15 protein-coding genes and 3 tRNA genes are annotated in these 16,285 nt (G+C 62.7%); 4 read left to right on the forward strand and 14 right to left on the reverse strand.

The annotated features are described in order from the left end of the window. Positions 1 to 10: 10 nt before the first annotated feature. The gene (gene hemH, locus IE125_RS07110) at positions 11 to 994 is read right to left on the reverse strand and encodes a ferrochelatase (RefSeq protein WP_189443970.1); all 984 of its coding nucleotides are present in this window, start codon (positions 992 to 994) and stop codon (positions 11 to 13) included. A gap of 123 nt (positions 995 to 1,117) precedes the next feature. Between hemH and IE125_RS07115 the strand changes: the two genes are divergently transcribed. Continuing rightward, the gene (locus tag IE125_RS07115; protein WP_189443971.1) at positions 1,118 to 2,680 is read left to right on the forward strand and encodes a cryptochrome/photolyase family protein; all 1,563 of its coding nucleotides are present in this window, start codon (positions 1,118 to 1,120) and stop codon (positions 2,678 to 2,680) included. Positions 2,681 to 2,848: 168 nt separating this feature from the next. Here IE125_RS07115 and IE125_RS07120 read toward each other — a convergent pair whose 3' ends face one another. The 9 genes from IE125_RS07120 to rnr all read right to left on the reverse strand — a co-directional run bounded on the left by IE125_RS07120 (position 2,849) and on the right by rnr (position 11,224). Further along, complete coding sequence (locus tag IE125_RS07120; RefSeq protein ID WP_189443972.1) at positions 2,849 to 3,151, reverse strand: DUF6482 family protein; 303 nt, start codon at positions 3,149 to 3,151, stop codon at positions 2,849 to 2,851. Between the two features lie 356 nt (positions 3,152 to 3,507). Continuing rightward, positions 3,508 to 3,801: a hypothetical protein gene (locus tag IE125_RS07125; RefSeq protein WP_189443973.1), complete on the reverse strand. Its 294-nt coding sequence runs from the start codon at positions 3,799 to 3,801 to the stop codon at positions 3,508 to 3,510. A 67-nt stretch (positions 3,802 to 3,868) separates the two neighbouring features. Beyond that, positions 3,869 to 5,254: a replicative DNA helicase gene (dnaB, locus tag IE125_RS07130; RefSeq protein ID WP_189443974.1), complete on the reverse strand. Its 1,386-nt coding sequence runs from the start codon at positions 5,252 to 5,254 to the stop codon at positions 3,869 to 3,871. Between the two features lie 259 nt (positions 5,255 to 5,513). Further along, the gene (rplI, locus tag IE125_RS07135) at positions 5,514 to 5,960 is read right to left on the reverse strand and encodes a 50S ribosomal protein L9 (RefSeq protein ID WP_189443975.1); all 447 of its coding nucleotides are present in this window, start codon (positions 5,958 to 5,960) and stop codon (positions 5,514 to 5,516) included. A 16-nt stretch (positions 5,961 to 5,976) separates the two neighbouring features. Next, on the reverse strand, positions 5,977 to 6,828 hold the full coding sequence (locus IE125_RS07140) for a hypothetical protein (RefSeq protein ID WP_189443976.1): 852 nt from the start codon (positions 6,826 to 6,828) through the stop codon (positions 5,977 to 5,979). A gap of 60 nt (positions 6,829 to 6,888) precedes the next feature. Beyond that, a complete protein-coding gene (rpsR, locus tag IE125_RS07145; protein WP_035472385.1) occupies positions 6,889 to 7,116 on the reverse strand; it encodes a 30S ribosomal protein S18 in 228 nt (75 codons plus the stop codon). A gap of 28 nt (positions 7,117 to 7,144) precedes the next feature. Continuing rightward, complete coding sequence (rpsF, locus tag IE125_RS07150; RefSeq protein WP_189443977.1) at positions 7,145 to 7,555, reverse strand: 30S ribosomal protein S6; 411 nt, start codon at positions 7,553 to 7,555, stop codon at positions 7,145 to 7,147. 367 nt (positions 7,556 to 7,922) lie between these two features. Further along, the gene (gene rlmB, locus IE125_RS07155) at positions 7,923 to 8,771 is read right to left on the reverse strand and encodes a 23S rRNA (guanosine(2251)-2'-O)-methyltransferase RlmB (RefSeq protein ID WP_189443978.1); all 849 of its coding nucleotides are present in this window, start codon (positions 8,769 to 8,771) and stop codon (positions 7,923 to 7,925) included. Continuing rightward, positions 8,771 to 11,224: a ribonuclease R gene (gene rnr, locus IE125_RS07160; RefSeq protein ID WP_189443979.1), complete on the reverse strand. Its 2,454-nt coding sequence runs from the start codon at positions 11,222 to 11,224 to the stop codon at positions 8,771 to 8,773. The genes rlmB and rnr overlap by 1 nt, the downstream gene beginning before the upstream one ends. Positions 11,225 to 11,506: 282 nt before the next feature. Here rnr and IE125_RS07165 point away from each other — a divergent pair. The 3 genes from IE125_RS07165 (at position 11,507) to IE125_RS07175 (ending at position 11,859) form a co-directional block, all read left to right on the forward strand. Beyond that, a tRNA-Leu gene (locus IE125_RS07165) sits at positions 11,507 to 11,593 on the forward strand. A 46-nt stretch (positions 11,594 to 11,639) separates the two neighbouring features. Next, positions 11,640 to 11,726, forward strand: a tRNA-Leu gene (locus IE125_RS07170). Positions 11,727 to 11,772: 46 nt separating this feature from the next. Beyond that, positions 11,773 to 11,859 (forward strand) — tRNA-Leu (locus tag IE125_RS07175). A 236-nt stretch (positions 11,860 to 12,095) separates the two neighbouring features. On the opposite strand, the gene IE125_RS07180 is transcribed toward IE125_RS07175, so the two are convergent. The 4 genes from IE125_RS07180 to IE125_RS07195 all read right to left on the reverse strand — a co-directional run bounded on the left by IE125_RS07180 (position 12,096) and on the right by IE125_RS07195 (position 16,197). After that, the gene (locus IE125_RS07180) at positions 12,096 to 12,950 is read right to left on the reverse strand and encodes a DNA/RNA non-specific endonuclease (protein WP_229808973.1); all 855 of its coding nucleotides are present in this window, start codon (positions 12,948 to 12,950) and stop codon (positions 12,096 to 12,098) included. A gap of 6 nt (positions 12,951 to 12,956) precedes the next feature. Then, positions 12,957 to 13,232 (reverse strand): Lrp/AsnC family transcriptional regulator, encoded by a 276-nt coding sequence (locus IE125_RS07185; RefSeq protein WP_189443980.1) that lies wholly within the window; start codon positions 13,230 to 13,232, stop codon positions 12,957 to 12,959. 99 nt (positions 13,233 to 13,331) lie between these two features. Then, positions 13,332 to 14,888 carry a SpoVR family protein gene (locus IE125_RS07190; RefSeq protein WP_189443981.1) on the reverse strand — a complete coding sequence of 519 codons (1,557 nt, stop codon included), beginning with the start codon at positions 14,886 to 14,888 and terminating at the stop codon, positions 13,332 to 13,334. 28 nt (positions 14,889 to 14,916) lie between these two features. Further along, complete coding sequence (locus IE125_RS07195) at positions 14,917 to 16,197, reverse strand: YeaH/YhbH family protein (RefSeq protein WP_189443982.1); 1,281 nt, start codon at positions 16,195 to 16,197, stop codon at positions 14,917 to 14,919. Positions 16,198 to 16,285 lie beyond the last annotated feature (88 nt).

Below are 16,285 nucleotides of genomic sequence, written 5' to 3' on the forward strand. Positions count from 1 at the left end.
GCCGTTCGGGTTACCAGCCAGCGGTGTGCTGCTGGACCAGATTGGCCAGCAGCGAGATGTGCTCCGGGCGATCGTTCAGCGCGGAAATGTAGCGATAGCGCCCGCCGCCCGCCTCCTGGAAATAGTGGCGGTTCTCGGCATCGATCTCTTCGAGCGTCTCCAGGCAATCTGCCGCGAAGGCCGGGCTGATCACGTCAACGCACGCCGTCTTGTCCGCGCCCCACTGCTTCAGCGTTTCATCGGTGTAGGGCTTCAGCCACTCTTCGCGACCGAAGCGCGACTGATAGCTCTGAAACCACTCATCTTCGCCAAGCCCGAGCGCCTCTGCCAGCAGTCGACTGGTTCTTTCGCACTGGCGAGCGTAGGGGTCGCCGTTGTCGACGTAGCGCTTGGGAATACCGTGATAGGACATCAACAGGCGACCCCGGTCCCCCTGCGCCTCCCAGTGCGCCCGCACGCTCGCCGCCAAGGCGGCAATGAAATCCGGATGGTCGTGATAGTCGCGGACGAAGCGCAGCTCCGGCAGGTGGGGACAAGGGTCGAGCGCCTTGGCCAGACGCTGAAAGACGGCGCCTGTCGTCGTACGCGAAAACTGGGGATAGAGCGGAAGCACCAGAATGCGGTCGACACCGGCCTGGCGAAGTTTGAGGCCGGCTTCCTCCATGCTTGGCTTGCCATAGGTCATCGCCAGTTCCACCGGAATCTCCTCGCCGGTCGCCGTCGCCAGCCGCTCGGCGAGCGCACGCTGCTGACGCCGGCCGATCGCCAGCAACGGCGATCCCTCTTCCTGCCACACGGAGGCATAGGCCTTGGCGACCTTGGGGGGCCGAATGCGCAAAATTACGCCGTGCAGAATGGGCCACCACAGCCATCGCGGCGCATCGATGACGCGCGGGTCGCCCAGAAATTCGGCCAGGTACTGCCTGACCGCCTTGGGCGTCGGTGCTTCCGGCGTCCCCAGATTGACCAGCAGGACTCCGTATCGGGCCGCCATAAACACCACTCCTTTCCCTGCATCTTTGATCGAAGTTTCCAAAGACATTCTACCACCGCAAGCTTGCGCCAGCGCGATTACCTTATACGATCAACAGAATATGTATAAGTTATGGATAAATTCATGTCTCGACCGTTGATCCTGATACTCGGCGATCAGTTGACCGAATCGCTCGAGGTCCTCACCCAGGCGCCCGACAATGCCGTGATCGCCCTGTGCGAGGTCAAGGCGGAAGGTGAGTACGTGCCCCATCATCCGCAGAAGATCCTGCTGATCCTGTCGGCCATGCGCCACTTTGCCGATACCTTGCGCGACAAGGGCTACCAGGTCCATTACAGCGCGCTGGACGACGACGACAATCGACAGGACCTGATCGAGGAGGCGGAGCGGCTGGCCGATGCCTATGGCTGCGACGACATCCGCGTCACGCAGCCCGGCGAGTGGAGGCTGTTCGAGCGTATTCAGCGTCGCGGCACGCGCTGGCGGATTCACGAGGACAACCGATTCTTCTGCTCCATCGAGGCGTTCGGCGAGTGGCTCGACGGCCGACGCCGCTTTCGCATGGAGGACTTCTACCGGCAGATGCGCAAGCGTACCGGGCTCCTCATGGAGGGCGACGAACCCGCGGGCGGTCAGTGGAACTTCGATCACGACAATCGCAACCCGATCAAGCACGGTCTGCAGATGCCGGCACCGCCGAAGCATCGCCTGGATGACACGACGCTGGCCGTCAAATCGCTCGTCGAGACTCACTTCGACACCCATTTCGGTACCCTCGAACACTTCAACTGGTCGGTGACCCGGCGCCAGGCACTGGGCGATCTCAAACACTTCATTGCCCATGCACTGGCCGATTTTGGCACCTATCAGGATGCGATCAGCGACGACGAGCCACTGCTCTTTCACTCACGTCTCTCGGCGGCGATGAACATCGGCCTGCTCTCGCCCCAGGAAGTCTGCGAGGCCGCCATCAGCGCCTGGCGAGACGGGCAAGCTCCGATCAACGCGGTCGAGGGCTTCGTACGCCAGATTCTCGGGTGGCGCGAGTACGTCCGCGGTATCTACTGGCAGCGCATGCCCGGCTACAAGCAGGAAAATCGTCTGAACGCCCGCCGCGGCCTGCCTGACTTCTACTGGACGGCGGAAACCGACCTGCGCTGCGTCCGCCGGGCGCTAGAGATGACTCGCGACAACGCCTACGCGCATCACATCCAGCGCCTGATGGTGACCGGCAACTTCGCGCTGCTCTGTGGCGTCTCGCCGGCAGCGCTGTGTGACTGGTATCTCGCGGTCTACGCCGACGCCTTCGAATGGGTGGAACTCCCCAACACACTGGGGATGACGCTCTACGCCGACGGCGGCTATCTCGGCTCCAAGCCCTACTGCGCTTCGGGCAAGTACATCGATCGCATGTCGGATCACTGCAGACAGTGTCGCTATGACGTCAAACAGGTCACCGGCGAGCGCGCCTGCCCGTTCAACAGCCTCTACTGGCACTTCCTCGAAAAGCACCGCGAGCGCCTCAAGGGCAACCAGCGCATGAAGCTGATCTACGGCAGCTGGGACAAGATGCAGGACGGCAAGCGTCAGGTCATTCTCGATCAGGCCGAAAAATTCCTCGGCACCCTCACGTTCGAAGCCCCTTACGGCAAGGATGATCATGCCAGCGGCTATCAGCGCTCATGACATCAAAAGGGCGCGTTACTCATCCGGGGACGGGATGTGGTTGTCGAGAGGGGCAAAGCGAAAGGCGCGGGGCAGACTTCCCTCCGATACATGGCAAGTCACTGCTCGACCTGCCGGAGGGAAAATTGAGGTTGCGGGGTTGGGTGGGACAAGCGATCGGGGAATGGCTCAGAACACCAGCGGCATTCTAGAGAGCAGCGGATCGTGATAGTGCGGCTCATGGCCGACGATCTCGTCGTTGGCGACCTGCTGGACGAGATAAGCGCGGTGGATACCGGCACGTTTCAGTTCACCGTAGACGTCGTCGAGCGAGCGAAACAGCATGGGTTTGCCGCGCTGGGTCAATACGTGAGTCGGGCCTTCCGCCGGCTCCAGCATGACCTGATAGTAGCGACTTCCCGCATGCGCGATGACGCGAATCTCGAAGTCGTCGTGGTGTCGTGCGTAGCGTTTGAGTTCCTTGGGGTCCATGGTTCCCTCCCGTCGAGTTGATGGATCTTGTCGAGAATGCTGGCGTTCCTTGCCAGGTCTCGCGCGTCGGACTGACAGCCAGACGGCCCTGATTCGGACCCTCGCCTGGCGCCAGATGGTGAAGGCCTTGCGCCCACGCCGAGCCCATTTGGCCTCGCTTTCATTAAGCTTGTGTGACAGTCAGCAGTAAGACTTCCCGCTGAAGCGAGAGTTCATCGAACGATCGACGCAGGATGGCGCAACAACAACCCAAAAAAGTATGACGAAAGCGAGCCCCAACCTGCCGGAGCGGCCTGCATGGGGGGGCCACCTGGCGAGTCAACACCTCGGTCTAACGCCGCAGGGGAGATCTTGCATCACTGATAAGCCGACGGATCGATCGCCTTGCCCAACGAGTTGCGATCGATCCAGCGCCCGGCCTTGGCTTCCTTGTATCGAAATACCACGCGGTCGCCGACCACTACCGGCAGCTCGGCATCTTCGGTCTGGTAGCTGTAGAGTTCGCCGTCGACCGTCAGCCAGTGTCGATAGAGATCCGGCATGCCAAGCCACTCCTTGAACGGCCCTTCGCGCTCCAGCTTCTCGAGTTGTCCGCGAACTTCGATCTTCGGCGTGCGCTGCCGACGACCGCGTTGAAAACCGCCTGCCATAGTTGAACTCCTGAACTGTCGTCGAGGGACCGCGCCCTCGACCGGGTATCGCCCGGCATGGCCGGGCTCATTCGTAGTGCTGGCCGTAACTGTCCGGTGCCAGATCCTCGAAGCGGGTGTACTTGCCGATGAATGCCATATGGACGGTGCCGATCGGGCCGTTACGTTGCTTGCCGATGATCAGTTCCGCCAGTCCCTTGTTGTCGGGATTGTCCGTGTTGTAGACCTCGTCGCGATAGACGAAGGCGATGACGTCGGCGTCCTGCTCGATGGCGCCCGACTCACGCAGATCCGACATGACCGGGCGCTTGTTGGGGCGCTGCTCCAGCGAGCGGTTGAGCTGGGAGAGCGAGACTACCGGGCAGCCGAACTCCTTGGCGATCCCCTTGAGCGAGCGCGAGATCTCCGAGATCTCCGCGGTCCGGTTCTCCGAAAGCCCCGGCACCTGCATCAGCTGCAGATAGTCGATCATGACCAGCCCGATGTTGCCATGTTCCCGCGCGATACGGCGCACGCGAGAGCGCAGTTCATTGGGCGAGAGCGCCGGGGTATCGTCGATGAACAGCTGCCGGTCCTTGAGCAGGTTGACCGCCGAGGTGAGCCGCGGCCAATCCTCGTCCTCGAGCTGACCGGTTCTGACGCGGGTCTGATCGATGCGCCCGAGCGACGAGAGCATGCGCAGCATCAGCGACTCCGCCGGCATCTCCATCGAGAAGACGATCACCGGTTTGTCGTTGGAGACGACGGCGTGCTCGACCAGGTTCATGGCAAACGTCGTCTTGCCCATCGAGGGACGGCCGGCAATGATCACCAGATCCGATGGCTGCAGGCCCGAGGTCATCTCGTCGAGATCACGAAAACCGGTCGAGATGCCGGTCATCTCGCCTTTCATGTTGAACAGCTCGTCGATGCGATCGACCGCCTTGGTCAATAGATCGCTCATGCCGATCGGCCCACCGAACTTGGGCCGTGACTCGCTGATCTGAAACACCAGGCGCTCCGCCTCGTTGACCAGCTCGTCCGACGGACGCCCCTCCGGCGAATAGGCGCTGTCGGCGATCTGGCGCGAGGCCTGGATCAATTTGCGCAGCGTCGCCCTTTCACGAACGATATCGGCGTAGGCGCGGATGTTGCTCGCCGATGGCGTATTACGCGCAAGTTCCGCCAGATAGGCCAGGCCGCCGACACTCTCGAGCTGATCACGGCGCTCCAGCGCCTCGGAGAGCGTCACCACATCGAGCGGCTGCGCGGCCTCGGCCAGCTCGCCCATGGCGTTGAACGTCAGGCGATGTTCATGGCGATAAAAGTCGTCTCCGATCAGCCGCTCGGAGACCGTATCCCAGCTGGAATTGTCGAGCATCAGGCCGCCCAGCACCGACTGCTCCGCCTCAAGCGAGTGAGGCGGCATCTTGAGCTGGGCGGTTTCCTGATCGCTTTCGACGCGTTGGTTCATAGTCTGGCGCAATCCTCGGATCTGATATCGCTGTCGAAACGGCGTGATGGCAGCAGCGGCATGGCGCTCATTCTACCGAGTCATCCAGCGCCATAGAACGGTCGGTCGGCCGCTCGTCAATCCGCGCGATGAACGAGCGAGGGCGACGCCGTCGCGGACGGCAGCGTGCGCCACCCGTAAGCAGAGTCGGGACGCAAAAAAGCACGCAGGGAAACCCTGCGTGCTTTTCGCATGGCGCTGTCTCACGGCGGCGTCGAGATTACTCGGCGACGACCACGACACGAACGCTGGAGACGACTTCGGCGTGCAGCTGCAGCGCGATGTCGTATTCGCCGGTCTGGCGAATCGGGCCTTCCGGCATGCGGACTTCGCTCTTGGCGACGTCGATACCAGCCTGCGCCATGGCTTCGGCCAGATCGCGCGGACCGATGGAGCCGAACAGCTTGCCTTCGTCTCCGGCCTTGGCAACCAGCGACAGTTCGATCTCGGCCAGCTGAGCCGCACGCGCCTCGGCCTGAGCCTTGCGCTCGGCAGCCTGGGCTTCGAGTTCGGCGCGCTGGGCTTCGAACGCTTCCACGTTGTCCTTGGTGGCCGGTACGGCAAGGCCGTAGGGCATCAGGTAGTTACGACCGTAACCGGGCTTGACGGTGACCTTGTCACCCAGTTCGCCCAGCTTGCCGATGTTATCGAGCAGAATGACTTCCATTCTCGTGAACCTCTCGTCAATCACTGCGTGTCAGACGACCGCGAAAATCCGCGAAGGTATCCACCAACGCCAACAGCAGCACAATCAGAATCGTGGGCCAGGTAGTCAGCAACAGTGCATAGAAACCGACCAGCCAGAACCCGCTCATTCCCTTCAAACCCATAAATCCGTGAACCAGTGCAACCCCGGCGATCAACAGCGGAACCCAGGCCAGCAAACCCGCTGCGGGAATCGCGAAGAGCATGCCCAGCCCGGCCAGCACGACCAGCAGCGCCAGCTGCTTTCGCGACAGCTTGAGCGCGTGGAACTCTTCCCGGAAACCGCCGGGATTGTAGAGTCCGGCCTGCCAGCTTCGCGCCAGTGCCAGGCAGGCAGTGCCGGCCAGCAGCACGATCAGCCCGGTGACACCGCCGATGACCAATGCGGCCATCCGCTCGGTGTTGATCCCCTGGGCCGAGAGCTGATCCAGCAGCCCGGCCACCTCGGTGGAGTTCCGGCGCAGCTCGTCCAGAAGCGGCCCCGCGCCGCCGGCGGGGACGAATATCCCCACCTGGATCAGCACCATGCAGACCAGGCTGCCGACGATCAGCGTTTCCGACCACTGCATGCGCGAGCGCAGTACCGTGGCCATCAGCGTTACCAGCAGGATGCTGGCCAACGGCACCGCATCGCCCTGCATCCACCACCAGCCGGCGGGGATGGCAGCGGCGATCACGACCGGCGCGGCAGTACTCAGACCGCGTCTGAGCGTCACCAGCCCCGTTATTGCGGCACCGAACCAGAACAACCAGGGCACGAGAGACGTCAGTGCGGCAGCCGCCAGCGCCTGGGGCGTACCGCGCATGATCCAACGTGCCAGTGCCAGCATGATGCCTCGCTGTGGTCGATCAGAACGTCCGTCGACGCCCCGGAATTACCGGATCGGGATTTACTGGTGGCTGTCGGAGTACGGCAGCAGCGCCAGGTAACGCGCCCGCTTGATAGCGGTGGACAGCTGACGCTGATAGCGCGCCTGAGTGCCGGTGATACGGCTCGGCACGATCTTGCCGGTCTCGGTGACGTAGGCTTTCAGCGTATCGATGTCTTTGTAATCGATGTACTTCACGCCTTCGGCGGTGAAGCGGCAGAACTTGCGGCGACGGAAAAAGCGTGCCATGAGAATCTCTCCTTAACGTGAAATCGAATCAGTTCGCTTCGGTGGTGGCTTCGGAACGTTCGGAACGCTCGCGGTCGCCACGCTCGGAGGACTTGTCGTCACGGCGACGGCCTTTGTCTTCGGCCGGCTTCATCATCGGCGAGGCTTCGGTCACGGCTTCTTTGTTGCGCACGATCATGCTGCGGATGATGGCATCGTTGAAGCGGAAGATGTTCTCGATCTCGTCGAGCGTCTCGGCGCTGCACTCGATGTTCATCAGCACATAGTGTGCCTTGTGAATCTTGTTGATCGGGTAGGCCAGGTGACGGCGACCCCAATCTTCGAGACGATGCACGGTACCGCTGTTCTCGGTGACGAGGCTGGTGTAGCGCTCGACCATGGCCGGAACCTGCTCGCTCTGGTCCGGGTGGACCATGAACACGATTTCGTAATGACGCATGTTAGCTCCTTTCGGTTTGGCAGCTTCTTCGCGGTTGCGCCGACAATGACACCGGCCACGAGAAGCAAGGAGTCGATCCCGCGGCGCTTGCTGCTCGCCTAGACGAGATAGCGCCGGGTATTCGGACCTCGTGACGTTGCTGCAGACGGCGCCGAGCCCGACACCTTGCCGCAGAACGCAGCTCCATGAGCATAGCCTGCCCACAGAACCGCGCAATTGTAGAGATCGGAAGGAAGCGACGCAAGCACGGACGCACTCCGACGCCGCCTGTGAGGTGCAGGATCCCCCGCGGCGGGGAGACCGGCCACCGCGGACCAGATCCGGTTTCACCCGGTCAAATCGGGCGAGACTCGCTTTTGGAGATGACTCAGCGCCGCTGCCTGACCGCCTCGAACAGGCAGATGCCGGCAGCCACCGACACGTTCAGACTGGAGACGCTGCCCGCCATCGGCAGCTTGACCAGCGCGTCGCAGGCTTCTCGGGTCAGCCGGCGCAGCCCCTTGCCCTCAGCGCCCATCACCAGTGCACAGGGCCCGCTGAAATCCGCCTCGTAGACCAGCCGGTCGGCTTCACCCGCCGTTCCGGTAATCCACACCCCGAGCTGCTTGAGCTTGTCCATACAGCGCGCGAGATTGGTGACCTGAAAGACCGGCACGGCTTCCGCCGCCCCGCAGGCGACCTTGCGCACGGTAGCGTTTAAGGGCGCCGACTTGTCCTTGGGCACGATGATGCCGTGAACGCCGGCGGCATCGGCGCTGCGCAGACAGGCACCCAGGTTGTGAGGGTCGGTCACGCCATCGAGGATCAGCAACAGCGGAGGCTCGGGCGCCGCCCACTGCTCGAGCCGCCACCACAGGGTAGTCTCGTTCTCCGGCACCAGTGGCGGACAGAACCCGATGACCCCTTGATGCGTCGACTGCCCGGAGAGCGCATCCAGCGTCTCTCGTGACACGGCTCTGACCCGACAGCCCTGGCTCTCGGCCTGCGCCAACAGCGTGTCGAGCCGCTGCTCCGCGTGCCCCTGCTGCACCCAGATCTCGCGAGCGGGCTGGCCGCGATCGAACAGCGCCTGCACCGCATGCACACCGTAGATCGGCTCGAGCTCGGCCGGGGTCGGCGGCAGATCGCGCGCCGAGGCTGTCTTGCGCCCCGCGCCGCGTTCACCTTTGCGCGCCGGGCTGCGCTGAGCGCCGTCGCGTCTTGGACCTCGCGCCATCAGCGCTTGCCTCGGCTCTGTCGCGAACGCCGAGAGCGGCGCTGGCCGCCACCGTCGCCATCGCCGTCCTTGCCGGCACCCTGGCGCTCGCGCTTGCCGGGACGCTGCTTGCGCTTGCGCGGCGACTCGCTGATGCCGGATTCGCTCGCACCGGCACCGCCGTCGGCCCCGCCCGGCTTGTGCGTGCGCGGAGTGCGACGATGACGTGGCGTCTCGTCGGCGAGGTCGAAGTCGATCTTGCGATCGTCCATGTCGACGCGCGCCACGCGCACTGTCACGCCATCACCAAGGCGATAGGCAACGCCGCTGCGCTCGCCCTTGAGACGATGTTTCTCCGCCTCGTAGTGATAGTAGTCGGAAGGCAGCGAGGTCACGTGGACCAACCCTTCGACGTAGACATCGTCGAGACGCACGAAAATACCGAACTGGGTCACCGAGGCAATGGTGCCCTCGAACACATCGCCGACCTTGTCGGAGAGGAATTCGCACTTGAGCCAGTCGGTGACGTCACGGGTCGCATCGTCGGCGCGACGCTCGGTCATCGAGCAGTGCTCACCGAGTTCGATCATCTGCTCGAAGGTGTAGGGACACCAGACCGTCGGCTTCTCGACCGGGGCATCGTCGGCGCGCAGCACGGTCTGCGTCTGGCGCGGGCCACGGATCACCGAGCGAATCGCCCGGTGCACGAGCAGATCCGGATAGCGGCGAATCGGCGACGTGAAGTGCGCATAGGCCTGATAGGCAAGCCCGAAATGGCCATCGTTCTGCGGCGAGTAGACCGCCTGGCTCATCGAGCGCAGCATCACGGTCTGAATGATATCGGCGTCCGGGCGATCCTTGATCACCTCGCGAAGCGCTTGATAATCCTTCGGCGAGGGTTCGTCGCCGCCGCCAAGCGTGAGCCCCAGCTCCCCGAGAAATATCTTCAGGTTTTCGAGCCGCTCGGATGCCGGCGGCTGATGCACGCGATACAGCGCCGGCAGATCGTGCTTGTCGAGGAAGCGCGCGGTGGCGACGTTGGCCGCCAGCATGCACTCCTCGATCAGCTTGTGTGCATCGTTACGGGTACGCGGCACGATCTTCTCGATCTTGCGCTCGTCGTTGAAGACGATCTGCGTTTCCGTGGTTTCGAAGTCGATGGCGCCGCGCGCCTCCCTCGCCTTGCGCAGCACCTTGTAGAGCTCATGCAGGTTCTCCAGCGACGGTACCAGCTCGCGGTAGCGCTCGCGCAGCGCCTGCCCCTCCTCGCTATCGGCATCCTGCAACATCGTGCCGACATCGTTGTAGGTCAGGCGGGCATGAGACTGGATGACGGCGTCGTAGAAGCGGTAGCGACTGATGGTGCCGGACTGGGAGATGTTCATCTCGCAGACCAGCGTCAGGCGGTCGACGTGCGGGTTGAGCGAACAGAGACCGTTGGAGAGCAGCTCCGGCAGCATCGGCACGACCTGCCCGGGGAAGTAGACCGAGTTGCCGCGCACGTAGGCTTCGTTGTCCAGGGGACTGCCGTTGCGCACGTAGTGCGACACGTCGGCGATGGCCACGATCAACTTCCAGCTACCGGATTTGGTCTTCCACGCGCAGACCGCGTCGTCGAAATCCTTCGCATCCTCGCCATCGATGGTCACCAGCGGCATCTCGCGCAGGTCGATGCGCGCCTGCTTGTCCTCTTCCAGCACCTCGGCGGAAATGCCCGCCACCTGCTGTTCGACTTCCGGCGGAAACTCGGCGGGAATGTCGTGCGTGCGAATGGCGATATCGATCTCGAGACCGGGATCCATGCGCTCACCGAGAATCTCGACGACCTCACCGACGGGCTGCTTGCGGGTTTCCGGCTGCTGCGTGATGCGTGCGGAGACGATCTGTCCGTCCTGGGCGCCCTGGGTGGCGCTGTGCGGAATGATCACTTCCTGACTGATGCGAGAGTTCTCCGGGATCAGCACCGCGAATTCCGGGCTGTTCTGGCGGAAAACGCCCACCAGCGACTGCGTATTGCGGGCCAGCACCTCGGCGATGGTCGCCTCGTCACGACCGCGGCGATCGCGGCCGCTGACGCGCGCCAGCACGATATCGCCGTCGAAGACGCGGCGCATCTGCCGAGGCGGCAGCACCAGATCGGGTTTGACGCCATCGTGACGGATCAGAAACCCCATGCCGTCACGGTGGCCCTGTACCCGCCCCTTGATCAGGTCGAGCTTGTCGATCAGCGCGTAGGCGCCCTTGCGGTCGCGCAGGATCTGCCCATCGCGCTCCATGGCGGCCAGACGACGACGCACGGCTTCCTGCTGGTTGTCATCGTCGAGCCCGAGCATGGCGCTCATGTTTTCGTGGGTGATCGGCTTACCGTAGGCTTCCAGCCGGGCGAGCAGATACTCGCGGCTGGGAACGGGATTGTCGTACTTGTCTGCTTCGCGAGCCGCGTGGGGGTCGTCTGCCAACGTCCAATGAGTCATGCAACCATCTTCCTTGCGTTGAGCCTGGTGGGCCTCATTGGTAGAGAGAGGTCACGCGGCGAACGGCTTGAGCCGTAGTGTCTTTTGTGGGTCATGACGCAAGTATAGCGGTCACGCCAGCCCGACCCAACCTCGGCCGGTTCGAACGGCTGCATGGCCAAACGTATCCGAGACTCGAGCGACGAGATGGTGAGCGCACGACGACGGCGAAATGCCTCGCTTCCAAGGCGAGAACAGACGCTTGCATTCGAACGCAAAATCGGTATTATGCATCGCGCCTTGGCCCAGATGGCGGAATTGGTAGACGCGCTAGCTTCAGGTGCTAGTGTCCTTACGGACGTGGAGGTTCAAGTCCTCTTCTGGGCACCAACGACGATCATTCGATGTGATCGCCGCGACACAAGGCTCGGATCAAGCCCGGATGGCGGAATTGGTAGACGCGCTAGCTTCAGGTGCTAGTGTCCTTATGGACGTGGAGGTTCAAGTCCTCTTCCGGGCACCATTCCAACGGAGTTTTTCAACTCCTCGCAGTACCCGATACATGACACGCCCAGGTGGCGGAATTGGTAGACGCGCTAGCTTCAGGTGCTAGTATCCTTACGGATGTGGAGGTTCAAGTCCTCTCCTGGGCACCATGTGTCATGCATTCTCGACGATCCTCGCGTCGAGACTCTTGTTCCCTCGTTCCATACTTCATCCAAGACCGTACTCGCCTCATCTTCGCGCTCTCGCCGTTCTCGTTATCGCCTCGTCGTGCATGGCCGCGCATCACTTTCGCGAAGGCGTAAACGCTCGCGTCGCCCTTTGCTACCAATCATCACTCGCCAGCCAGCGCCAAATCCCCGCGGCAGCCTTGGCGCAAATGATTCGCCTACTGGAATCTTCCAGGCCGATTGGCGACCGCCTCGAGCCCCCAACCGGTGCGATCCACCCGCCCTTCCAGCCGCCGCTCGACATCGTCGGCCAGCTGCGGGAAGAAATCGAGCCCGGTACGTGCCTCGATCTCGTCGATGGTGACCAGATAACGGTCCAGCGGTTCATGGCCACTGACGTCCTGCGGCATGAGAAAGGCGATGGCGCGAGGCGTGGCGCCGGGAACCACCAGAATCTTGTAGAACGCGACTGGCACCTGCGAGAAGCCGATCCGGTGCAGCCACTGATCGTCGAATACCGGCCCGGTCATGACCCATAGCGATCCGAAACGCGGCACGAAGTCATCCATGACCGCCTCTTCGAGCCGCTGCCACAGCTGACGATTGAGCTTGGGTCGCTGCGGGGTAATGTTGGTCATCAGGAAGCTGTCGGCCTGGCCGCCCTCGCCGTTGACCACCGACATGGCGTAATTGGGCGCAAGATGCCCGCGATCGTAGCCGCTACCCGTATAGTCGTCGCTACGAATGGGCCACAGGCTGCGCCAGTCCTGCGAGAAGTGATCGGGCCGCGGCAGACTGTGCGGGTCATCGACGCGATGGAGCGCATAGCCAGCCCAAAGCGGCTCGGCACGCAGGTCCGACCAGCCGACCAGGAAACCGTCGTTGGTCAAAACCCGGTTCCAGCCGCGCCAGTCATCCCACTGCCAGGCCGGGACGCCCATCCAGCTGAGCCGATCTCGAACATCGCCCTGCTGCCAGTACCACAACCCGCCGATGACGACGACGAACAGCAAGCCGATTTTGGACGTGCGAGCCAGCTGCGCGAGCAGCCCGCCGGAACCACGACGTGCCAAGACGACCTACAGGCCGACTGAGAACATGGCGTCAAGATCGTGACGCGAGTGGACCTGCATGGCGTTGAGGGTTTCGGTGTCGCGAATGCCTTCCACGCTGGTGAGACGCTCGGTGACCAGCGCAGCGAGCGATTCGAAGTCCCGCGTGCGGGCGATGGCGATCAGGTCGTAACGCCCACAGGTGGAGTAGACCTCGCTGATGCCATCGAGCTCGGCCAGCCGTTCGGCAACGCCGCGGATGCGGCCCTTCTCGACGTTGATCAATATGACAGCGTTCTGCATGGCGACTCTCCCCCGGCGACTGGACTGAAAACGTCGCCGAGTATATCAGCTCGTGCCTCCGCCGCACGCCTCCCGCAACCCCAGCCGTGACACGGACGCTCAGGCCGACTCGCGCACCGGCTCGGGAATCGGCCATTGGTAGCGACGCACGATCTCGCCATCCTCCACCGACTCCAGCTTGACCGGGAACCCCCAGAGCTGGTGCAGGTGGCGCAGCACCGGAAACAGGCTCTGACCCAGCGGCCGGCGGCGATCCTGGACATGGCGCATCGTCAGCGATCTGTCGCCGCGAATGTCGGCTTCCCATACCTGGATGTTGGGCTCGCGAGCCGAGAGCGCGTACTGGACGCTCAGCGCTTCACGAATTCGCCGATAGCCGCGATCGTCATGGATCGCTTCGATCTGGAGCGCATCGTCGCGATCGTCGTCGACCAGACTGAACAGCTTGAGATCACGAATGACCTTCGGCGAGAGGAACTGCTGAATGAAGGACTCATCCTTGAAGTTCTGCATCGCGAAGTGCAGCGTCTCGAGCCAGTCGCTGCCCGCGATATCCGGGAACCACTCGCGGTCTTCGTCGTTCGGTGAATCGCAGATACGCTTGATGTCACTGAACATGGCGAATCCGAGCGCGTAGGGATTGAGGCCATTGAAATAGGGGTTGTCGAAGCCGGGCTGGCTGACGACGGAGGTATGCGACTGCAGGAACTCGAGCATGATGCCCTCGTCGATCAGACCATCGTCATACATGCGATTCATCAGCGTGTAGTGCCAGAACGTCGCCCACCCTTCATTCATGACCTGCGTCTGGCGCTGCGGATAGAAATACTGCGCGAGCTTGCGCACGATGCGCACGATCTCGCGCTGCCAAGGCTCCAGTAGCGGCGCGTTCTTCTCGAGAAAGTAGAGCAGGTTCTCCTGCGGCTCGCTGGGATAACGGCCGTGCCGATGCAGCCCGAGCGGATCATTCTCGTCATCGTGTAGCGGCGCCTGGGCCAACCCGCTCGACGGTGTGGGTATCGTGCTCCAGAGCGTGTTGACCTGCGTCTGCAGATAGGCTTCGCGCTCCTCCTGTCGACGTGACTCCGCCTCGGCCGAGATCGGCGAGGGGCGCTTGTAGCGATCGACTCCGTAGTTCTGAAGCGCGTGACAGGCATCCAGAAGCTGCTCCACCGCGGCCACGCCGTGGCGCTCTTCGCACTTGGCAATGTACTTGCGGGCGAAAACCAGGTAGTCGACGATCGCCGAGGCATCGGTCCAGGTGCGGAAGAGATAGTTGCCCTTGAAGAACGAGTTGTGGCCATAGCAAGCGTGGGCGATGACCAGTATCTGCATCATCAGCGAGTTCTCTTCCATCAGATACGCGATGCAGGGGTCGGAATTGATGACCAGCTCGTAGGCCAGCCCCATCTGGCCGCGGCGGTAGGCCTGCTCGACCGACAGGAACTGCTTGCCGAACGACCAGTGATGATAGCCGACCGGCATGCCGACGCTGGCGTAGGCATCCATCATCTGCTCGGAAGTGATGATCTCGATCTGGTTGGGATAGGTATCGAGTCGGTATTCGCGCGCCAGCTCGGCAATGGCTTGCTCGTAGGCCTCGAGCACCTCGAAATTCCAGTCCGAACCGGTGGCGATGGGCTTGCGTCGGGTCATCGATCTCTCCTCGGTGGCGTCACCGATGTCAGCTCTGCGCGCGCTGACGGAAAAGCTCGCGGAAGACCGGATAGATATCTTCCGCCTGGACGATCTGCTGCATGGCGAAGCGCTCGGGATAGGCCGCCTTGACCGTATCGTAAGCCTCCCATAGCGCCTGATGAGCGTGCGGGGTGATCTCCACGTAGGTGAAGTACTGAAGCTTCGGCATCAGTGACTCATCGAGCAGCTCCAGGCACGTCGACGAGTCGTCGTCCCAGTTGTCACCGTCGCTGGCCTGCGCGACGTAGAGATTCCACTCCTCCGGCGCATAGCGTGCCTCGATGATACTGTTGACCAGCGTCAGCGCGCTGGAAACGATCGTGCCGCCAGTCTCACGCGAGTAGAAGAACTCCTCCTCGTCGACCTCCTTGGCCACGGTATGGTGGCGCACGAACACCAGCTCCACCTTTTCGTAGTTGCGCTCGAGGAACAGATAGAGAAGCAGGAAAAACCGTTTACCGATGTCCTTGTGCGCCTGCGTCATCGAGCCGGAGACATCCATGATGCAGAACATCACCGCCTGGTTGGAGGGCATCGGCTGGTGGGTCAGATGGTTGTAACGCAGGTCGTAGGTGTCGAGGAACGGAATCGACGCGATGCGCTTTTCGAGGCGCTCGATTTCTAGCTTCAGCTCGTCGATTCGCGCCGGATTGCGTAGTACCGGATCCTTGCGCTCCTCCAGCGCTAGCGCTTCACAAGCCTCGCGCAGCGCTCGCTTCAACGGCGCCTTCATGCCGATACGCCGCGCCTGCGCCTCGCGCATCGAACGCACGATATTGATACGTGCCGGCACGCCCTCCTTCGAGATCCCCGCGCGAACCGGGCGCGTCTCCTCGAGCACGCGAAGCTGCTTGCGCTCGAGATGGGGAAGCTCCAGGCCGTCGAAGACGAAATCGAGGAACTCTTCGCGCGAGAGCGTGAAGACGAACTCGTCCACGCCCTCACCCTGATCGGAAGCCTGTCCCTCTCCGCTGCCGCCGCCCCCACCACCGCTGGGTCGACGCAGCCGGTCACCCTCGGCGAACTCCTTGTTGCCCGGACTGACGACCGTACGTCGACCGCCGGGCCCATGCTGGAAAGAGGGCTCGGAAATGTCCTTGGCGGGAATCGAGACTTTCTCGCCGCGCTCCATATCGGTAATCGAGCGGCGATTCACCGACTCCTCGACCGCGCGCTTGATGTGCGACCGATAGCGCTGCAAGAAACGCTGCCGGTTGACCGCACTTTTGTTGCGCGCGTTCGGGCGTCGATCGATGAAATAGCTCATGGCACCTCCTGCAGGCGAACCGCAGACTGGCTTCGACAGAGACCGCCGAATGGTGGCTCTGTCTCCAGGTGGCCACGCTGCCGGCCAC

Source organism: Salinicola rhizosphaerae (assembly GCF_014652715.1).
Taxonomy (GTDB): domain Bacteria; phylum Pseudomonadota; class Gammaproteobacteria; order Pseudomonadales; family Halomonadaceae; genus Salinicola; species Salinicola rhizosphaerae.